This window comes from Staphylococcus sp. HMSC036D05, from assembly GCF_001836225.1.
GTDB lineage: Bacteria > Bacillota > Bacilli > Staphylococcales > Staphylococcaceae > Staphylococcus > Staphylococcus caprae.
This window is the reverse complement of record NZ_KV827781.1, coordinates 236,774-252,271: the sequence shown is the minus strand read 5'-3', so window position 1 is coordinate 252,271 and position 15,498 is coordinate 236,774. Positions and strand designations below refer to the sequence as shown.

Here is a 15,498-nt window from a genome sequence, read left to right as displayed (position 1 = left end):
TATAACAACGTAGGAGGTGTAAAAATTACTTTATTGATTTATCCATTTAAAAATGGATTTAATTGTTCGTCATCCACTGTAGTATAAGGACCATGACCTGGGAATAATGGAAGGTCGCCTTCTAATTCAAATAATTTATCTTTAATAGAGTCGACTAAAGTTTCGTAATCTCCTTTATAAAGATCTGTGCGTCCAATACCATTATTAAATAAAGTGTCGCCTACTACAGCAAATTCATCAAACACATATGTTAAACTTCCTGGTGAATGTCCTGGTGTGTGTAATACATTAAATTTAAAACCTTTAATTTCGGCAGGCCCCTCATGAATACTTAAAGGTTTCGCATTGCTAACTACTTGTGGCATACCATATTGTTTGAATTTAGAAGCACCGTTTTTCTCCGGATTCTGTAAAAAATCAAACTCATCTTCATGCATATATACAGGTACATCATATTTTGTAACTATATCGTCCAATGCACCGATATGATCATAATGTGCATGTGTAAGTAGCACAGCCTTTAAAGGTTTATTTATCTGGTTTAATTTTTTAATAATTTTATCACTTTCACTTGAAGGATCAATTAAAATAACGCTATTATCATTTTCAATGAAATACGTATTTGTATCCACTAAACCAAGAGTCAAATTGGAAATTCTCATTATTTATTCACCACTATTATCTAAATGTTTTTGAACAGATTTAAGTTTATCATTCATTTTTCTAGATTTATCACGACGGTCGTCGATACGTATATTCGTACATACTCTGTCTAAACCTTTATCAAAAGGTAATTCATGAATTGCTTGAATGACTTCGAATAAATCTTTTAAGTCACCTTCTATAAGCGTGTTCATTGGTGTAAGTTGATAATCAATTTTACCTTGTTCTTTAAATTCTTTCAGTTTAGTTTGTATTTCTGCGATGTATTTACTTACACTTGGTCCTTCTGTGCCGACTGGAATAACTACAACGTCTACGATTGCCATTATTTTACACCTTCTTTATCTAGAACATAAGTCTTAATTAACCCTGCAGCTCCAGTAATACCTGCGTCGTTTCCAAGTTTTGCCTGAACGATTTCGGTTTCAAATTGAGCTGGAGTAAATGTTAGATTGTTATATTCTGTTTTGATATTTTCAATTAAAATCGGTCCTGCAGTAGACATGCCACCACCTAAGACAATATATTTAGGATTGCTTGTAACACTAATAATACTGCATAAATAACCAATGTAATTAGCTACCTTTTCAGTGATAAATATACAGAATTGATCTCCTGCTTTAGCGGCATCAAAAACAGCTTTAGCAGTAACATTATTATCCTTAATTAATTGTAAAATTGATGATTTAAAAGTAAGTTTAGGATAATAGAAATTCACTAAATTAACGACACCAGTTGCAGAAGCTACTGTTTCAATACATCCCGATTTTCCACAATTACATTTAAAGCGTTGATCGAAGTCTGCTCTCATATGACCGATTTCAGCGCCTGATCCATTATGACCGTGAACAATCTCTCCATTAGATATGATACCACCACCAAGACCAGTTCCTAAAGTAATTGCAACAACATCATCAGCACCCTCGCCGGCACCTTTATGCTTTTCACCTAAAGCGGCAACATTTGCATCATTATCCACATAAACGGGGCAGTCTACATATTTCTGGAAAATCTTTCTCACATTTACATTTCCAGGCCAATGTAAATTTACAGCACCATTCACAACACCGGTTTCAAAGTTAACAGGTCCAGGTACACCAATTCCTACACCCTGAACATCTTCAAAATTGAAATTAAACTCTTGTACTTTTTGAACAAAAGAATCATAAATGTTTTTTAATAATAATTCACCAGTATGATCGCTAGTATCTGTATGAATTGACCATTTATGTAATTGCTCTAGTTGTGTATCGAAAATTCCCAATTTACAAGTAGTACCACCGATGTCGGCCGCTAAAATAATATTTGTCATTTATGTTCATTCCTTCTCTGATTAATTATCAAAATACATTTTAGATATTCATCTTTAGATAATAACTGATAGTTATATAAAGACTTTATTTCTTGTAACATCATTTCATGCATATCCTCAGGATCTTTAAAATAAATGATGAAACCATATTTCTTAAGTAACTGTAAAACATCATAAAAATTATTTATCTTTCGAGTCACTAGATTCACTCAACTCTTTTTGTAAGTTTTTGTAGTTAGTATTACTAGGGTCGCTTTTTACTGCCTTTTTCACATATTTTAATGCTTTCTTATTATCACTAAGAGAGCGATTAGCTATTGCTAATTCATAATTGAGTATGCCTGAATTGGGATAGCTTTTTAAACCTCTTTCCCATTCTGCTATCGCTTCTGATTGTGAACTTTCAGTCGCTGTGATTAGTCCGCTTAAATAATATGTTTCATCGTCAGCATATTTTTTATTTAAAGTTTGAGTAACCACACTTTTAGCTTCGCTATAGTTGCCAGCTATCATTTGATCTTTTATGAGTTTGTCATAAATATTATCTTCTTTAATCGTAAATATCCTAATTTGCAAAGCAACAAAAATAGTTAATAAAATTATTAAAAATATCCAAAACAACTGACGATTATTTTTAAAATAATATCCAATCAGTGTGATTAATAATCCACCGATAAAGCCGCCTAAATGAGCCATAATATTGATATTAGACATGAAAAGCGACAGACCAACTAGGATAACCAATGCAATGAGTAATTGACCAATAACTTTTTTATCGAAGGTTTTACTTAAATACATTATTGCAAAAATAGCCCCAATTAATCCAAAAATTGCACCACTAGCACCAACGGAAATTGTTGATGTGTTAAAAGAAAGTGATACAAAATTACCAAACAACCCTGAAATAAAGTAAATGATTAACATTCTCCATGAACCCACAATGGATTCAACAATTTTCCCAAAAATAAATAGAGAAAGCATATTCATTAAAATATGTTCAAAATTAAAATGTAAAAACATGGAAGTGATTAAACGATACCATTCTCCATGAACGACATTAAAATGTACAAGTCCACCAACATCTAATAATTTAACATCAGAAAATCTATTAAGATATAAAATCATACATAGCCAGATAACAACATTTATAATAATTAAAAGGTAAGTTGCAGGTGTGAATCTATGCATGTGTTTATCTAAAGGATTATTTGTTAATACTTTTCGTCTATAGTGAGAATAAGTCTTTTTATCATTGTTATTGATAAGCATTTTATGGATGACGAAATTTGGAGTGATTTGTTTTATATCTTCTTCATTTTTGATTATAAAGAAGTTGAGTTTTATAGGATCATTTTCGCTTATTTTTTCTTCAGAAAATTCCCTATCAGTAAAGTAATAAAAATTGTAAGAACTTGGTTTAAACCCAATCTTTTGCGCTAAATCATCTTGATGGTCTAGAATCCTAGATTTATCAAATCTAACTTCTTGAGTCGTACTTACATCTTTTCTAAAAATAACTACTGATTGTTTGCGTTTATGGACCAACCAAATTTCTGCATCATCTTTATCTCGACTTATTACATCGTAGTTTAGATATCTAATCCAGTAATATAAGGTCTTCCAATAAAGTTTCTCAATATTCATTTATTCCTCCACTACATCATTGTTATAAATAATTAATTGATCTACAGGTTGATCGAATGATTCTTTGTTAAATGTAGTAAGTTGAAAATCATATAGCAAGCTAACAGTTTGCGTTTTGTATTGGTTTAAAAATTTATCGTAATAGCCCCCACCATAGCCAATTCGATATCCACTTTTTTCAAAAGCTACACCGGGTACTACTAATAAATCCATATAGTTAGTAAGTTCAGAATCTGAAATAGAATGATAAATACCTTTATCATCTTTTTCGATTTCATTTAGAGATAATAGACGTTTAAAAGTCATCAATCCCTCTTTATAATTTGTTTCTGGAACGTAAACTTTTTTATTTTGTTTAATAGCCGTTTCGATTATTTGATAGGTATCGACCTCGTGAGTCATCGATAAAACAAATCCTATGCTTTCAGCATCTTGATAAGCTTTCGTATTAAATAACTCATTTGCTAACCATAGGTCTGCAACAGCTTTTTTATCTCTGTTAAAACTTTTTAGTTTTTCAATTGTTGCTTGACGTATATGTTTTTTACCCAACATTTTCACCCACTTTGTTCAATTCATATTATAACGTTTATCCATAATGATGTCATTAAGTTGCTATGTATTCGAGTATATAAAAACTACCCACAAAATGAAGATTTTGTGGGTAGTTAGCTAAATTAATTATTTAGTTTCACGGTGTAAAGTTTGTTTATTATCACGTGCACAGTATTTTTTCATTTCAATACGTTCAGGATTGTTTCGTTTGTTTTTAGTTGAGATATAGTTTCTATCTCCACATTCAGTACAAGCTAATGTAACGTTTACGCGCATGATTATTCCTCCTTACCTTTTCTAAATACGACCTTATCATTATACCAATTACAAATGTAATTGCAAAGAATAATTTTTTGATATTACGTGTAAACTTATTCCTCATCATCGTCAGAATTACTATCTGAGTCTGAATCATTATTTTGTTGATCGCTTTTAGTTTGCGATGATTTATTGGAATCGTTGTTATCTTTTTTCTCTCTATCTCTAAAGTAATAGTTAATAACGTCTCTTCCTAAATCTCCACCATTTAACCAAGGTGGTGGGACGGGTTGATTGGTATAGACGATTGAGAATGAAAGTTTTGGATCTTTAATAGGTGCGTAACCAATATAAGTAGAGTTAACTCTTGGTTCACCATTTTGGAATACCTCAGCTGTACCCGTTTTACCTGCTGATGGTACGACAGTATTTCTAAAGCTGGCATATCCTGTACCATCTTTTTCATTAAACGCCATTTTGAATCCATCTTGAACTTCTTTGATTTCATTTTCAGAGTTATTCACCCTATTAAGAACATTGCCTTTAATTTTACGTTTTAAAGGACCTAATTCATCCTTATTCGTTGATTCGTGAATCGCTAAACCTATGTGTGGTTGGATTCTATAACCATTATTTGCAATTGTTGAAACGTATTGTGACAACTGCAATGGTGTATACGTATCATATTGTCCGATAGATAAATCTAAGTAGTTACCAGGATTATTTGTTAGTGGTTCGATTTGACCTGGTGTTTCATTTGGTAAATCTACACCTGTTTTAACTCCGAGACCAACTTGATTTAGTCCTTTTCGTAACTTTTGACCTGCCGTTGCAATGTCATTAGGTAATGGCATACCAGAATAATAAGGATCACCTGCTAATTTTAATGCTGTCTTAAACATAAAGACGTTAGAAGAATGCATAAGTGCTTGCTTATCATTAATTGTCACTCGACCATCTTTGTTAAAGTAAGATCGTTTAGTTAGACCGCCTTGGAAGTGTAATGGTTCATCGACCATTGTTTCTCCTACTTTAATGGCATGGTTTTGATAACCAGCTAATAGCGTACCACCTTTGACAGATGAACCAACTGCATATTGTGCAGTGAAGTTTCCAATATCAAAGTCTTTAAGTTTACCTTGCTTGTCAATTTGCTTACCAGCTATCGCAAGAATGTCACCATTTTTAGGATTTTGTACTACTATGAGCGCATTATCCATATCTTTGGCGCCTTGACTTCTCAACGTGGAAATTTCTTTTTCCAATAGAGATTCAACTTTCTTCTGTAAGTCAATATCAATGGTTAATTGTAAATCATGACCCCTTTTTCCTGGGTTGACGACTTCAGAGTTGATGACTTTACCAGATTTATCCGTAGTATATTTCATTTGTTTTTTAGTGCCTTTAAGAACATCTTCATATTGATATTCTAAATAAGATTTGCCTACTCTGTCGTTTCTTGAATAGCCTTTAGAAAGATATTGTTCTGTCAATTCTTTTGGAATACCTTCTGAAGAAGTTGAAACGCCTCCGAATATACCTCTTAAAGTATCTCCGTATGGATATTTTCTATCCCAGTCCATAGATGTGTTTACTCCAGGTAACTTTGAAAGTTGTTGAGATACAGCAGCGTATTCTTTTTCAGTTACCCCATCATTTTTAATGGTTTGAGGATCTAACGTAGAACCAGCATTCATCTCACGATAAATAGCTAGAATTTGTAAATCTTTTTTACTTAATTCATCTAATTGTTTTTTACCAATTTTATCTCTTTGTTGATTGTCATATTGTTCTTGAGTAATGCTACCATTCTCTAATAATGACTGCTCTTTTTTCATTAAACGTTTTGCTTGTTCCGGATGGATTTGAACCCAGAAATCTTTTTTGTCGCGCTCTGTAATTTTATCCGTGTTCATCTTAATGAGACCAGATAATTTTTTAGCTGTATCAAGCATTTCTTGTTGTGTTGTCTTTCTGTTTCGTGTATATGTAATTGACATCTTTGAAGCATTATCAACAAGGACTTTACCATTTCTATCTAAAATGCGCCCTCTTGGTACTGATTCGTTAACTGTTATGTTTTCATCGTTCTTAATTAATTGTTTGTAATGTGATCCTTGTGCTATTTGCAAATAACCTAACCGTAACACTAGAATTGCGAAGATTAATACGATAAATCCAAATACAAAATTAATCCTCTTGTTCATGGTGTTTCTGGTTTTTTCATCATTTGATTTTTCTTTTAATCTTTTCAGCAAAACAACCTACCTCTATTCAACGTGTCTCATACAAATGATATATGATATTAGATTATTTTTCTATCATTTTGACAAAAAAATAACGGTCTCTCAATTGAGACCGTCAATCTTGTAGCAAAATTATTTTGCTGCTTTATATAATTCGTCAACTTTTTCCCAGTTAACAACATTCCAGAATGCACTGATATAATCTGGACGTTTGTTTTGATATTTAAGGTAATAAGCGTGTTCCCAAACATCTAAACCTAAGATTGGTGTTTTACCTTCAGTTAATGGGTTATCTTGGTTTGGTGTAGTTACGATTTCTAATTGATCGTTGTTTACTACTAACCAAGCCCAACCAGAACCGAAACGAGCTGCTGCTTTGTCAGCGAATTCTTTTTTGAATTCATCTAAAGAGCCCCATTGTTCTTTGATTTTGTCTACAACTTCACCTTTTTCTTCAGAATTAGGTGATAATAATTCCCAGAATAATGAGTGGTTTAAGTGACCGCCACCATTGTTACGTACTGCTGTTTGAATATCAGAAGGTACGCTATCTAAATTTGCAACAATTTCTTCGATTGATTTAGCTTCTAAATCTGTTCCTTCAACTGCTGAGTTTAATTTAGTTACATATGTGTTATGGTGTTTGTCGTGATGAATCTCCATAGTTTGTTTATCGATGTGTGGTTCTAATGCATCATATGCATAAGGTAATTTTGGTAATTCAAAAGCCATAAATAATCATCCTCCTAAATTGTCTGTACAATAATCATAACAAGTAGCTTTTATAGCAACAATGAATATGCTTACAACACATTCAAATCTAACTACCAATTATTTTTATTACATCTTTAATATATCTCAAATCTGTGAAATTTAAACATAGAAATACTTAAAAATTAATCTTTTATTAATAATTCAGACTATCGGCCTATGTTTTGATGATGTAATCTTTTAAAAATAAAACCATCAACTTAAATAGCTGATGGTTAGAAATTATGCTTTACGTTGACATGTTTCGCATACACCATAAACTTCTAATTTATGTGTGTGTATCGCAACGTTAGGTAAAAATTGTTTGATTTGCTCAATTGGACAAAAGTCTATCACCTTTGTGTCTCCACACTGTTCACAAATAAAGTGATGATGGTGGTGATTGGTACAAGCAATTCTAAATTTCATTTCACCTTCTAATTCAGTACTTTCAATAATACCTAAATCTTTAAATAGATGGAGGTTTCGATAAACTGTATCGAAAGAAATGCCTGGATAGTCTTTATCCATTTTTTGTTGAATATGCTTGGCATTTAGATATTTGTCTTCTTCTACAAATATATCCAACATATCTTTACGCTTATCTGTATATTTAAGTCCATTATCTTTTAAAATTTTAATAGCATCATTTGTATTCATTTGAAATTGCTCCCTTTTTGAACTTAACTTTTAACTTTTGGTAAATCATTGTTATCATCAGCATAATTACTAATAATACTACAATAACACCACCAGGTGAAATGTTCATATAAAATGCTAAAACTAAACCTAATATGACTGCTGATTCGCCAAGGACAACACTGAGTGCAATGAGCTGTTTAAACCCTTTAGTTAAACGCATAGAGATGGCAATCGGAAGTGTAATCAATGCACTTACTAACAATATCCCTACAACTCTCATTGAAGCTGAAATGACCATAGCTACAATAATAATAAATAAGAATTGAATCCATTTAGGTATACCAATAACCTTACTATATTCTTCATCAAATGATAGTATGAACAACTCTTTATAAAATAATGTAATAAATAGTACGACGATGATTGTAATAACGATTATTGTAGTTAAATCACTTAAATTAACAGCACTAATAGAGCCAAATAGAAGTCCCACTATCTCTTGATTGAAACCATCTGCTAATGAAATAAAGATCGCACTTAGCGCAATACCGGCACTCATTATAATAGGAATCGCTATTTCTTGATAATTTGAAAACGATGTTCTTAACTTTTCAATTAAAAGTGCTCCAATAACCGCAAAAATTATCCCGAACCACATTGGGTTAATGAGAGACAAAGCTGGTATTACTGTGAGTATAAACATTCCAAATGAAATCCCCCCTAAAGTGACATGGCTGAGAGCATCAGCTATAAGTGATAACCTTCTTACAACTATAAAAGCACCTATTAAAGGTGCGATAAACCCTATTAAAATGCCGCTAATCAGAGAGTACCTCATAAAATCAAAATTTAATAACGCGTCTATCACAAGTTACACTCCTTAATATTTAATTTCATGAGCTTTTTTCCTCATCGTTATTGCAACACGCTCTGTTATGTTGATGATCAACGAATTGAATTGGATGACCATAGATTTTAGATATTTCTACTTCATCTAATGATTTAAAATCTTCTGTTGTGCCATGAAAATGAAGATGTTTGTTCAGACATGCAACCTCCGTAGCTGTATCTGCAACTACTCCAATATCATGTGTCACCAGAATAATAGTGATACCTTCTTTTTTGAGCCTATCTAATGTTTCGTAAAACTCGTTCACATGTTTCGCATCAATACCATTGGTTGGCTCGTCTAAAACTAATACACTCGGATTTGAAATCAGTGCCCTAGCAATTAATACACGTTGCTGTTGGCCTCCTGATAATTCGGCAATATTTTTATTGATTAAGTGAGAAATGTTTAATCGTTTTAATACATCTTCCACTTTTTTATTATCACTTTTATTAAATTTCTGGAAAAGTTTCTTTGTCTTAGTTAAACCACTTAATACAACTTCTTTTACACTTGCTGGAAAACCTGCATTAAATGCTGTTGCTTTTTGGGAAACATAACAAATCTTTAAAGATGATTTGTTGCCTTTATACAAATGACCCTCAACAAATATTTCTCCTTTTTGTAAAGGTAACAGCCCTAAAATGATTTTAAGTAAAGTTGACTTTCCAGCACCATTTGGACCAACGATGGCAAGAAATTCTCCTTTGTTAATTTTAATATTTATATTTTCTAATACATGCTTATTGTCGAAATAATAATCTATATTTCGTAATTCGAAAACTGGCGTCGTCATGTTTTCACCTCGCATATAACTATACAGCTTTGCAAATGTTATGTAAATAGTAATGTTTACGACTAAATAAAAGAAGCGAGATTGAAATCATTTATCAAATGGTATGATTTCATTATCTCGCTCCGTCGAGTGTTTCATGTATTAGGAAAAAGCTATTTATTGATTTAAAATTTTATTTTTAAGATCTGAATCAAATTGTTGTGCTTTTAACATTTCGATTTCAAATTTATAAGGTGGTTTTTTATTTTTCTTATCTTCACCAACATAAGGTGTTTCTAAAATTTTAGGAATATCTTTAAATGCATCATGGTGGACAACATAGTTTAAAGCGTCGAAGCCAATATGACCAAAGCCAATATTTTCATGACGGTCTTTATGTGCGCCTATTTCATTTTTACTGTCATTAACATGTACAACTTTAATACGGTCTACGCCTATGATTTTATCAAATTCATTCAACACACCATCGAAGTCTTCTTTGACATTATAACCAGCATCATGTGTATGGCATGTGTCAAAACAAATTGACAAACGATCATTATGTGTCACGCCATCAATTATTTGAGCGATTTCCTCGAATGAGCGACCTACTTCTGAACCTTTACCGGCCATTGTCTCAAGTGCAATTCGCACATCGTTATCGTGTGTTAAGACTTCATTAAGACCTTCGATAATCTTTTTAATACCTACGTCTGCACCAGCGCCTACATGAGAGCCAGGATGTAGTACAATATCTTTTGCACCAATCGCTTGCGTACGTTCAATTTCATTCTGTAAAAAATCTACACCTAAGTTGAATACTTCAGGTTTCGTCGTATTAGCGATGTTAATAATATAGGGTGCATGAACAATAATATTAGATAAACCATATTCTTTCATGGCCTCATGTCCTTTTTCTATATTTAAATCTTCGATGCTTTTTCTTCTCGTATTCTGAGGAGCTCCAGTATATATCATAAATGTAGATTCACCGAATTTATGGGCTTCTTCCGCAGAGCCTTGTAACATCTTTTTACCACTCATTGAAACATGAGAACCTAATAACATGTCATTCACCTATCCTTTATTATTTTTACGTTTTTGTCTATTTTGTCTTTTACTATAAAGCTTTCTCTCTTGACGTTTCATTTTTTCTACTTCTTGCTTAAACTTCTTCTTATAGCCTGGTTTAACTTTTCTTTTCGATTTACTTCGAACTTTATGTTTAACTTCGTTTGTTAGATGGTCATCTTTGCGTTGTCTTGTTCGTCTTGTATCATGTGCTTTAATCGGTTTTAGTTCGCCATTTTTAATGTCTACATTTTCAAAATGATAGCCTTTATCTTCGATTAATGAGATATTATGCTCTTCATCAGGACTATAAAGCGTAATTGCTACTCCTTTATAATTACCCCGTCCTGTTCGTCCTACACGATGTGTAAAGAAATCAATATCATTTGGTACGTCAAAGTTAATCACGTGACTCACGCCTTCGATATCGATACCTCTTGAAGCAAGATCACTTGCAATCACGTATTGGAAGTCTAGGTTTCTAATACGCTTCATTTGTTGTTTACGTTCTCTAGGTGTTAAGCCCCCGTGAATCATACCAACTTTAATACCTTCATTATTTAAAGAATTTGCAAGTTCGTTTGCATTTTCTCTACTATTACAGAAAATGATACATAAATACGGATTTAACATATCGATAAGACTTAACGTTTTATCGATTTTGGCAGTACCTTTTGTAGGTATAAGATAAAATTCAATGTTTTTCTTATTTTGAGACTTACTATCAACCTCAACGAATTCAGGTTGACTTAAATATTTATTTAAAAATGGTTGCAATGATTTAGGAATAGTTGCACTAAATACTGCAATGTGAGCCTCGTCATCTAATCTTGCTGCGATATAATCTACATCTTCAATTAAACCTAAATCAATCATTAAGTCAGCTTCGTCCACAATTAAATTGCTGGCAAGGTGCGCATGAAGATATCCGCCTTGTGCAAGATCATTAATCCGTGTAGGTGTACCAATAATTAATTGGGGTTGTCTATTACAACGTTGTTTATCTTTTTCGATATCTGTACCGCCGATAAACAATTTAACACTTACCTCTTGTTTGAATTTACTCAGATGACTAGCCGCTTGAAATAATTGTTGAGCGAGTTCTCGTGTTGGTGCAACGACAATGGCTTGTGGTTCTTGAACATCTACATCAATCTTTTGCATTAAAGGTAATAAGAAAGAATGTGACTTTCCTGTACCTGTTTGTGATTGACCAATCAAGTTAGTACCTTTCAATATTCTAGGGATAATTCTATTTTGTATTTCTGTAGGTTTTTCAAAATTAAGGTCTTGAACCGCTTTAATTAAACTTTCGTCTAAATTAAAATGCTCAAATGGATGTTTTGCCATGATATGGCCTCCTTTAAAGTCTAATAAGCAATATATTATTTATAAGTGAATGGATCGGTGTTAATATCTGAGGCTTCGATAGGTAACTCATCTTTATACTCAAATAGCCAGTCTTCTAGCAACGATTTTAAGCCTTGCTTCATTACAAATTCGCTATAGTGGTTAATATCTAATAAATTAACACCTTGTATTTTAGCATCTAATGCGTCGTGATGTTTGATATCTCCAGTTACAAATACATCAGCACCCAATTTTTGCGCTTCATATTCAAAACCAATTCCTGAACCGCCTATCATAGCAACTTTGTTAATGACTGCGTCAGGATGACCCGTATATCTTAAACTATTAATATTTAATTGCTCTTTAGTGTAACTAGAAAACTCATCTAAAGTCATCGTATGAGGAAGCTCACCTATGATACCTAAACCATACTCGCTTCGTTTCTGCAGTTTAATAAAATCATATACGGGTGTTTCATAAGGATGATAATTTATAATTGCCTGTTCGGTGATTTGTTTTTCATTTTCAGAAATCATAAATTCGAGTTTAATCTCATCTACATATTCTATACTATCGAGTTGACCGAGATAAGGATTGGCTTCTCCAACAGGTTTAAATTGTCCCTTTCCTGCGCTTTCAAAGAAACAGTATTCATAGTTTCCTTCTTTAGCTAAGCCGAGTTGATTGAGTTGGTCTTTAAAGTTTTCGACATTTTCTTTAGGGATAAAAGTTTGAACCTTATAATACGTCGTATTTTGTTGGTTAATTAGTTTAATATTATTTAAACCAAGAGTGTCTGCTAGCATCTTATTTACGCCATTTGGATTTACATCTAAATTTGTATGCATTGCGATAAGGTTAATATCGTTTTGAATTAGTTTGCGTATAATCTTGCCGTAACCAGTTTGAACGATATTTTTAATCCCTTTGAAGATAAGTGGATGATGTGCAATGATGGTATTTATATTTTTGTCTATCGCTTGATTGACGACGTCTTCAGTACAATCTAAGGCGGTTAATATACCATTGACTTGTTGGTTTTCATCGCCGATTAGTAATCCGACATTATCCCATGATTCCGCTGTGGAAAATGGCACATGTGTGTCTAAAATAGATATGAGTTTACTCAATTTCATTATCTAACACCTCTTGTATGAGATTAATTTCACTTTCAATTTCTTTAAGTCTCTCATGATGTGTTGATGAATTCAATTGTGACTTAATATGATAGAGTGCTTCGAGTTCTCTATTCCACTTTTTATAGAAATAATCATTCTTTTCCTTTAATAAATATGGGCCGAATTTTGATTCTTTTGTAGAGAGTGGTTTCAAAGATTGATTAAATTCTGCTACTACAATTTCATAAATATGCCCTTTTTCTTCAAGAATGACCTCATCTATAATTTCATAATTGAGTGACGTTAAGACATTTCTCAAGATTTGTGTTTGAATATTACTTTGTAAGATAAGCCTTGGATGATATGTTAATTTTTCTTGCCCTTCTTTTAAAATTGAAGCAATAAGAGGTCCACCCATGCCGCAAATCGTTATATTATCAATGTTATCAGCATGATTGATAACGGCTAAACCGTCACCTAAGCGGACGTCGATTGATTCATTTAAGTCATTTTCAGCGACATTATTCACCGCAGCCTTATACGGTCCTTTAATGACCTCACCAGCAATTGCACTTGTACATATCTTGTTTTGTATTGCATAAATAGGTAAATAAGCGTGATCTGAACCAATATCAGCTAGTGTTCCTTGCTTTAAAAATGAGCACACACGCAATAATCGTTGATTTAAATTAATCATGTTTAAACTCCTCATATGTATTAAAAAAGAGTGGGATTGAATTCAGTATATTGAAAATTGAATTCATTATCCCACCCTTTCAAGTGTGATGATTCGATTGGGCGAGGTAGAAAACGATGTTTATTCATTCATAGACACTTGCCCAACTTTATTATTTTAATCCATGAAATCTTTAAGTCTCTTACTACGACTAGGATGTCTTAGTTTTCTTAAAGCTTTAGCTTCAATTTGACGAATACGTTCACGTGTAACACCAAACACTTTACCAACCTCTTCAAGTGTTCTTGTACGTCCATCGTCTAAGCCAAATCTTAAACGCAACACGTTCTCTTCTCTATCAGTTAATGTATCAAGCACATCTTCAAGTTGTTCCTTTAATAATTCATATGCGGCATGGTCTGAAGGACTCTGTGCTTCTTGGTCTTCAATGAAATCTCCTAAGTGGCTGTCATCTTCTTCGCCAATAGGTGTTTCAAGAGAAACTGGTTCTTGCGCAATTTTTAAGATTTCACGTACTTTTTCAGGTGGTAAATCCATTTCTTCACCAATTTCTTCTGGTGCAGGGTCACGACCTAAATCTTGTAATAATTGACGTTGAACACGTATTAATTTATTAATCGTTTCAACCATATGGACAGGAATACGGATTGTACGTGCTTGGTCAGCAATCGCTCTTGTAATTGCTTGTCTAATCCACCAAGTTGCATATGTTGAAAATTTAAACCCTTTACTAAAGTCGAATTTTTCAACGGCCTTAATTAAGCCCATGTTACCCTCTTGGATTAAATCTAGGAATAACATACCTCTACCTACATATCTTTTAGCAATACTAACAACTAAACGTAGGTTGGCTTCAGCTAATCGTGATTTTGCGATTTCATCACCTTGTTCAATTTTCTTAGCTAATTCAATTTCTTCTTGAGCGCTTAACAGATTGACTCTACCAATCTCTTTAAGGTACATACGGACTGGGTCATTAATTTTGACACCAGGAGGAGCACTTAAATCATTGGGGTTTAATTTTTCATCTGTATCGGAGCTATCTTTTTCATTAACAAGAGTAATATCATTATCATTAAGTTGATCGAAGAAATCATCCATTTGATCAGAATCCATTTCGAAATTCTGTAGTTTTTCAGCAATTTCTTCATGGCTTAAATGACCTTCTTTTTTACCCTTATCAATTAATTGTTTTTTAACATCTTCTAATGTTAAAGTCGGATCAATTGTTTGTTTTTTAATTTTCACTTGGTTATCAGACATGAAAAGGCCTCCCGATTTTAATAAATACTGATAATCTTTCAATAACTATATATTATATCAATTAAATATGATTTGTATATTGTAAATATTGAATTAATCACTTTCAATTAAGCCATTTTAATATTTTATATAGGCACTTCATCAAGATTTTAATTAAAAATCAATCATACATTTAAAAATTGTGACATAGTTTTACTACCCACTCAACCTTATTAGTAACCATTGTTTAGAATGTGTGAGTGTGTTCATTATTGTATCGCTTTTA

17 protein-coding genes are annotated in these 15,498 nt (G+C 32.5%); all 17 read right to left on the bottom strand.

What is annotated here, in order from left to right:
* Positions 1-38 precede the first annotated feature (38 nt).
* Positions 39-662 carry an MBL fold metallo-hydrolase gene (locus HMPREF2580_RS05935; protein WP_070831110.1) on the bottom strand — a complete coding sequence of 208 codons (624 nt, stop codon included), beginning with the start codon at positions 660-662 and terminating at the stop codon, positions 39-41.
* Positions 663-665: 3 nt separating this feature from the next.
* Positions 666-989, bottom strand: a complete 324-nt coding sequence (locus HMPREF2580_RS05930) for an MTH1187 family thiamine-binding protein (RefSeq protein WP_002443093.1) — start codon at positions 987-989, stop codon at positions 666-668.
* Complete coding sequence (locus HMPREF2580_RS05925; protein ID WP_070831107.1) at positions 989-1,975, bottom strand: ROK family glucokinase; 987 nt, start codon at positions 1,973-1,975, stop codon at positions 989-991. Before HMPREF2580_RS05925 ends, HMPREF2580_RS05930 begins: the two co-directional genes overlap by 1 nt.
* Complete coding sequence (locus HMPREF2580_RS05920) at positions 1,972-2,175, bottom strand: YqgQ family protein (protein WP_002443096.1); 204 nt, start codon at positions 2,173-2,175, stop codon at positions 1,972-1,974. Before HMPREF2580_RS05920 ends, HMPREF2580_RS05925 begins: the two co-directional genes overlap by 4 nt.
* Entirely contained in the window at positions 2,156-3,619 is a 1,464-nt protein-coding gene (locus HMPREF2580_RS05915) for a rhomboid family protein (RefSeq protein WP_070831104.1), read from the bottom strand. The genes HMPREF2580_RS05920 and HMPREF2580_RS05915 overlap by 20 nt, the downstream gene beginning before the upstream one ends.
* Complete coding sequence (locus HMPREF2580_RS05910; protein ID WP_070832585.1) at positions 3,620-4,171, bottom strand: 5-formyltetrahydrofolate cyclo-ligase; 552 nt, start codon at positions 4,169-4,171, stop codon at positions 3,620-3,622.
* Positions 4,172-4,300: 129 nt separating this feature from the next.
* On the bottom strand, positions 4,301-4,450 hold the full coding sequence (gene rpmG / locus HMPREF2580_RS05905) for a 50S ribosomal protein L33 (protein WP_002433802.1): 150 nt from the start codon (positions 4,448-4,450) through the stop codon (positions 4,301-4,303).
* Between the two features lie 95 nt (positions 4,451-4,545).
* Complete coding sequence (locus HMPREF2580_RS05900) at positions 4,546-6,690, bottom strand: peptidoglycan D,D-transpeptidase FtsI family protein (protein ID WP_070831103.1); 2,145 nt, start codon at positions 6,688-6,690, stop codon at positions 4,546-4,548.
* A gap of 120 nt (positions 6,691-6,810) precedes the next feature.
* The gene (locus HMPREF2580_RS05895; protein ID WP_070831102.1) at positions 6,811-7,410 is read right to left on the bottom strand and encodes a superoxide dismutase; all 600 of its coding nucleotides are present in this window, start codon (positions 7,408-7,410) and stop codon (positions 6,811-6,813) included.
* 261 nt (positions 7,411-7,671) lie between these two features.
* Positions 7,672-8,088, bottom strand: coding sequence for a Fur family transcriptional regulator (locus HMPREF2580_RS05890; RefSeq protein WP_002443108.1), 417 nt, complete (start codon positions 8,086-8,088; stop codon positions 7,672-7,674).
* Positions 8,075-8,938, bottom strand: coding sequence for a metal ABC transporter permease (locus tag HMPREF2580_RS05885; RefSeq protein WP_070831101.1), 864 nt, complete (start codon positions 8,936-8,938; stop codon positions 8,075-8,077). Before HMPREF2580_RS05885 ends, HMPREF2580_RS05890 begins: the two co-directional genes overlap by 14 nt.
* Before the next feature lie 25 nt (positions 8,939-8,963).
* Positions 8,964-9,770, bottom strand: coding sequence for a metal ABC transporter ATP-binding protein (locus HMPREF2580_RS05880; protein ID WP_141756858.1), 807 nt, complete (start codon positions 9,768-9,770; stop codon positions 8,964-8,966).
* A gap of 141 nt (positions 9,771-9,911) precedes the next feature.
* Positions 9,912-10,802 (bottom strand): deoxyribonuclease IV, encoded by an 891-nt coding sequence (locus HMPREF2580_RS05875; RefSeq protein ID WP_070831099.1) that lies wholly within the window; start codon positions 10,800-10,802, stop codon positions 9,912-9,914.
* A gap of 9 nt (positions 10,803-10,811) precedes the next feature.
* A complete protein-coding gene (locus HMPREF2580_RS05870; RefSeq protein WP_070831098.1) occupies positions 10,812-12,155 on the bottom strand; it encodes a DEAD/DEAH box helicase in 1,344 nt (447 codons plus the stop codon).
* Between the two features lie 35 nt (positions 12,156-12,190).
* The gene (locus HMPREF2580_RS05865) at positions 12,191-13,291 is read right to left on the bottom strand and encodes a Nif3-like dinuclear metal center hexameric protein (RefSeq protein ID WP_070831096.1); all 1,101 of its coding nucleotides are present in this window, start codon (positions 13,289-13,291) and stop codon (positions 12,191-12,193) included.
* Entirely contained in the window at positions 13,278-13,970 is a 693-nt protein-coding gene (locus tag HMPREF2580_RS05860) for a tRNA (adenine(22)-N(1))-methyltransferase (protein WP_070831093.1), read from the bottom strand. The genes HMPREF2580_RS05865 and HMPREF2580_RS05860 overlap by 14 nt, the downstream gene beginning before the upstream one ends.
* Positions 13,971-14,126: 156 nt before the next feature.
* A complete protein-coding gene (rpoD, locus tag HMPREF2580_RS05855; protein ID WP_002443124.1) occupies positions 14,127-15,233 on the bottom strand; it encodes an RNA polymerase sigma factor RpoD in 1,107 nt (368 codons plus the stop codon).
* Positions 15,234-15,498 lie beyond the last annotated feature (265 nt).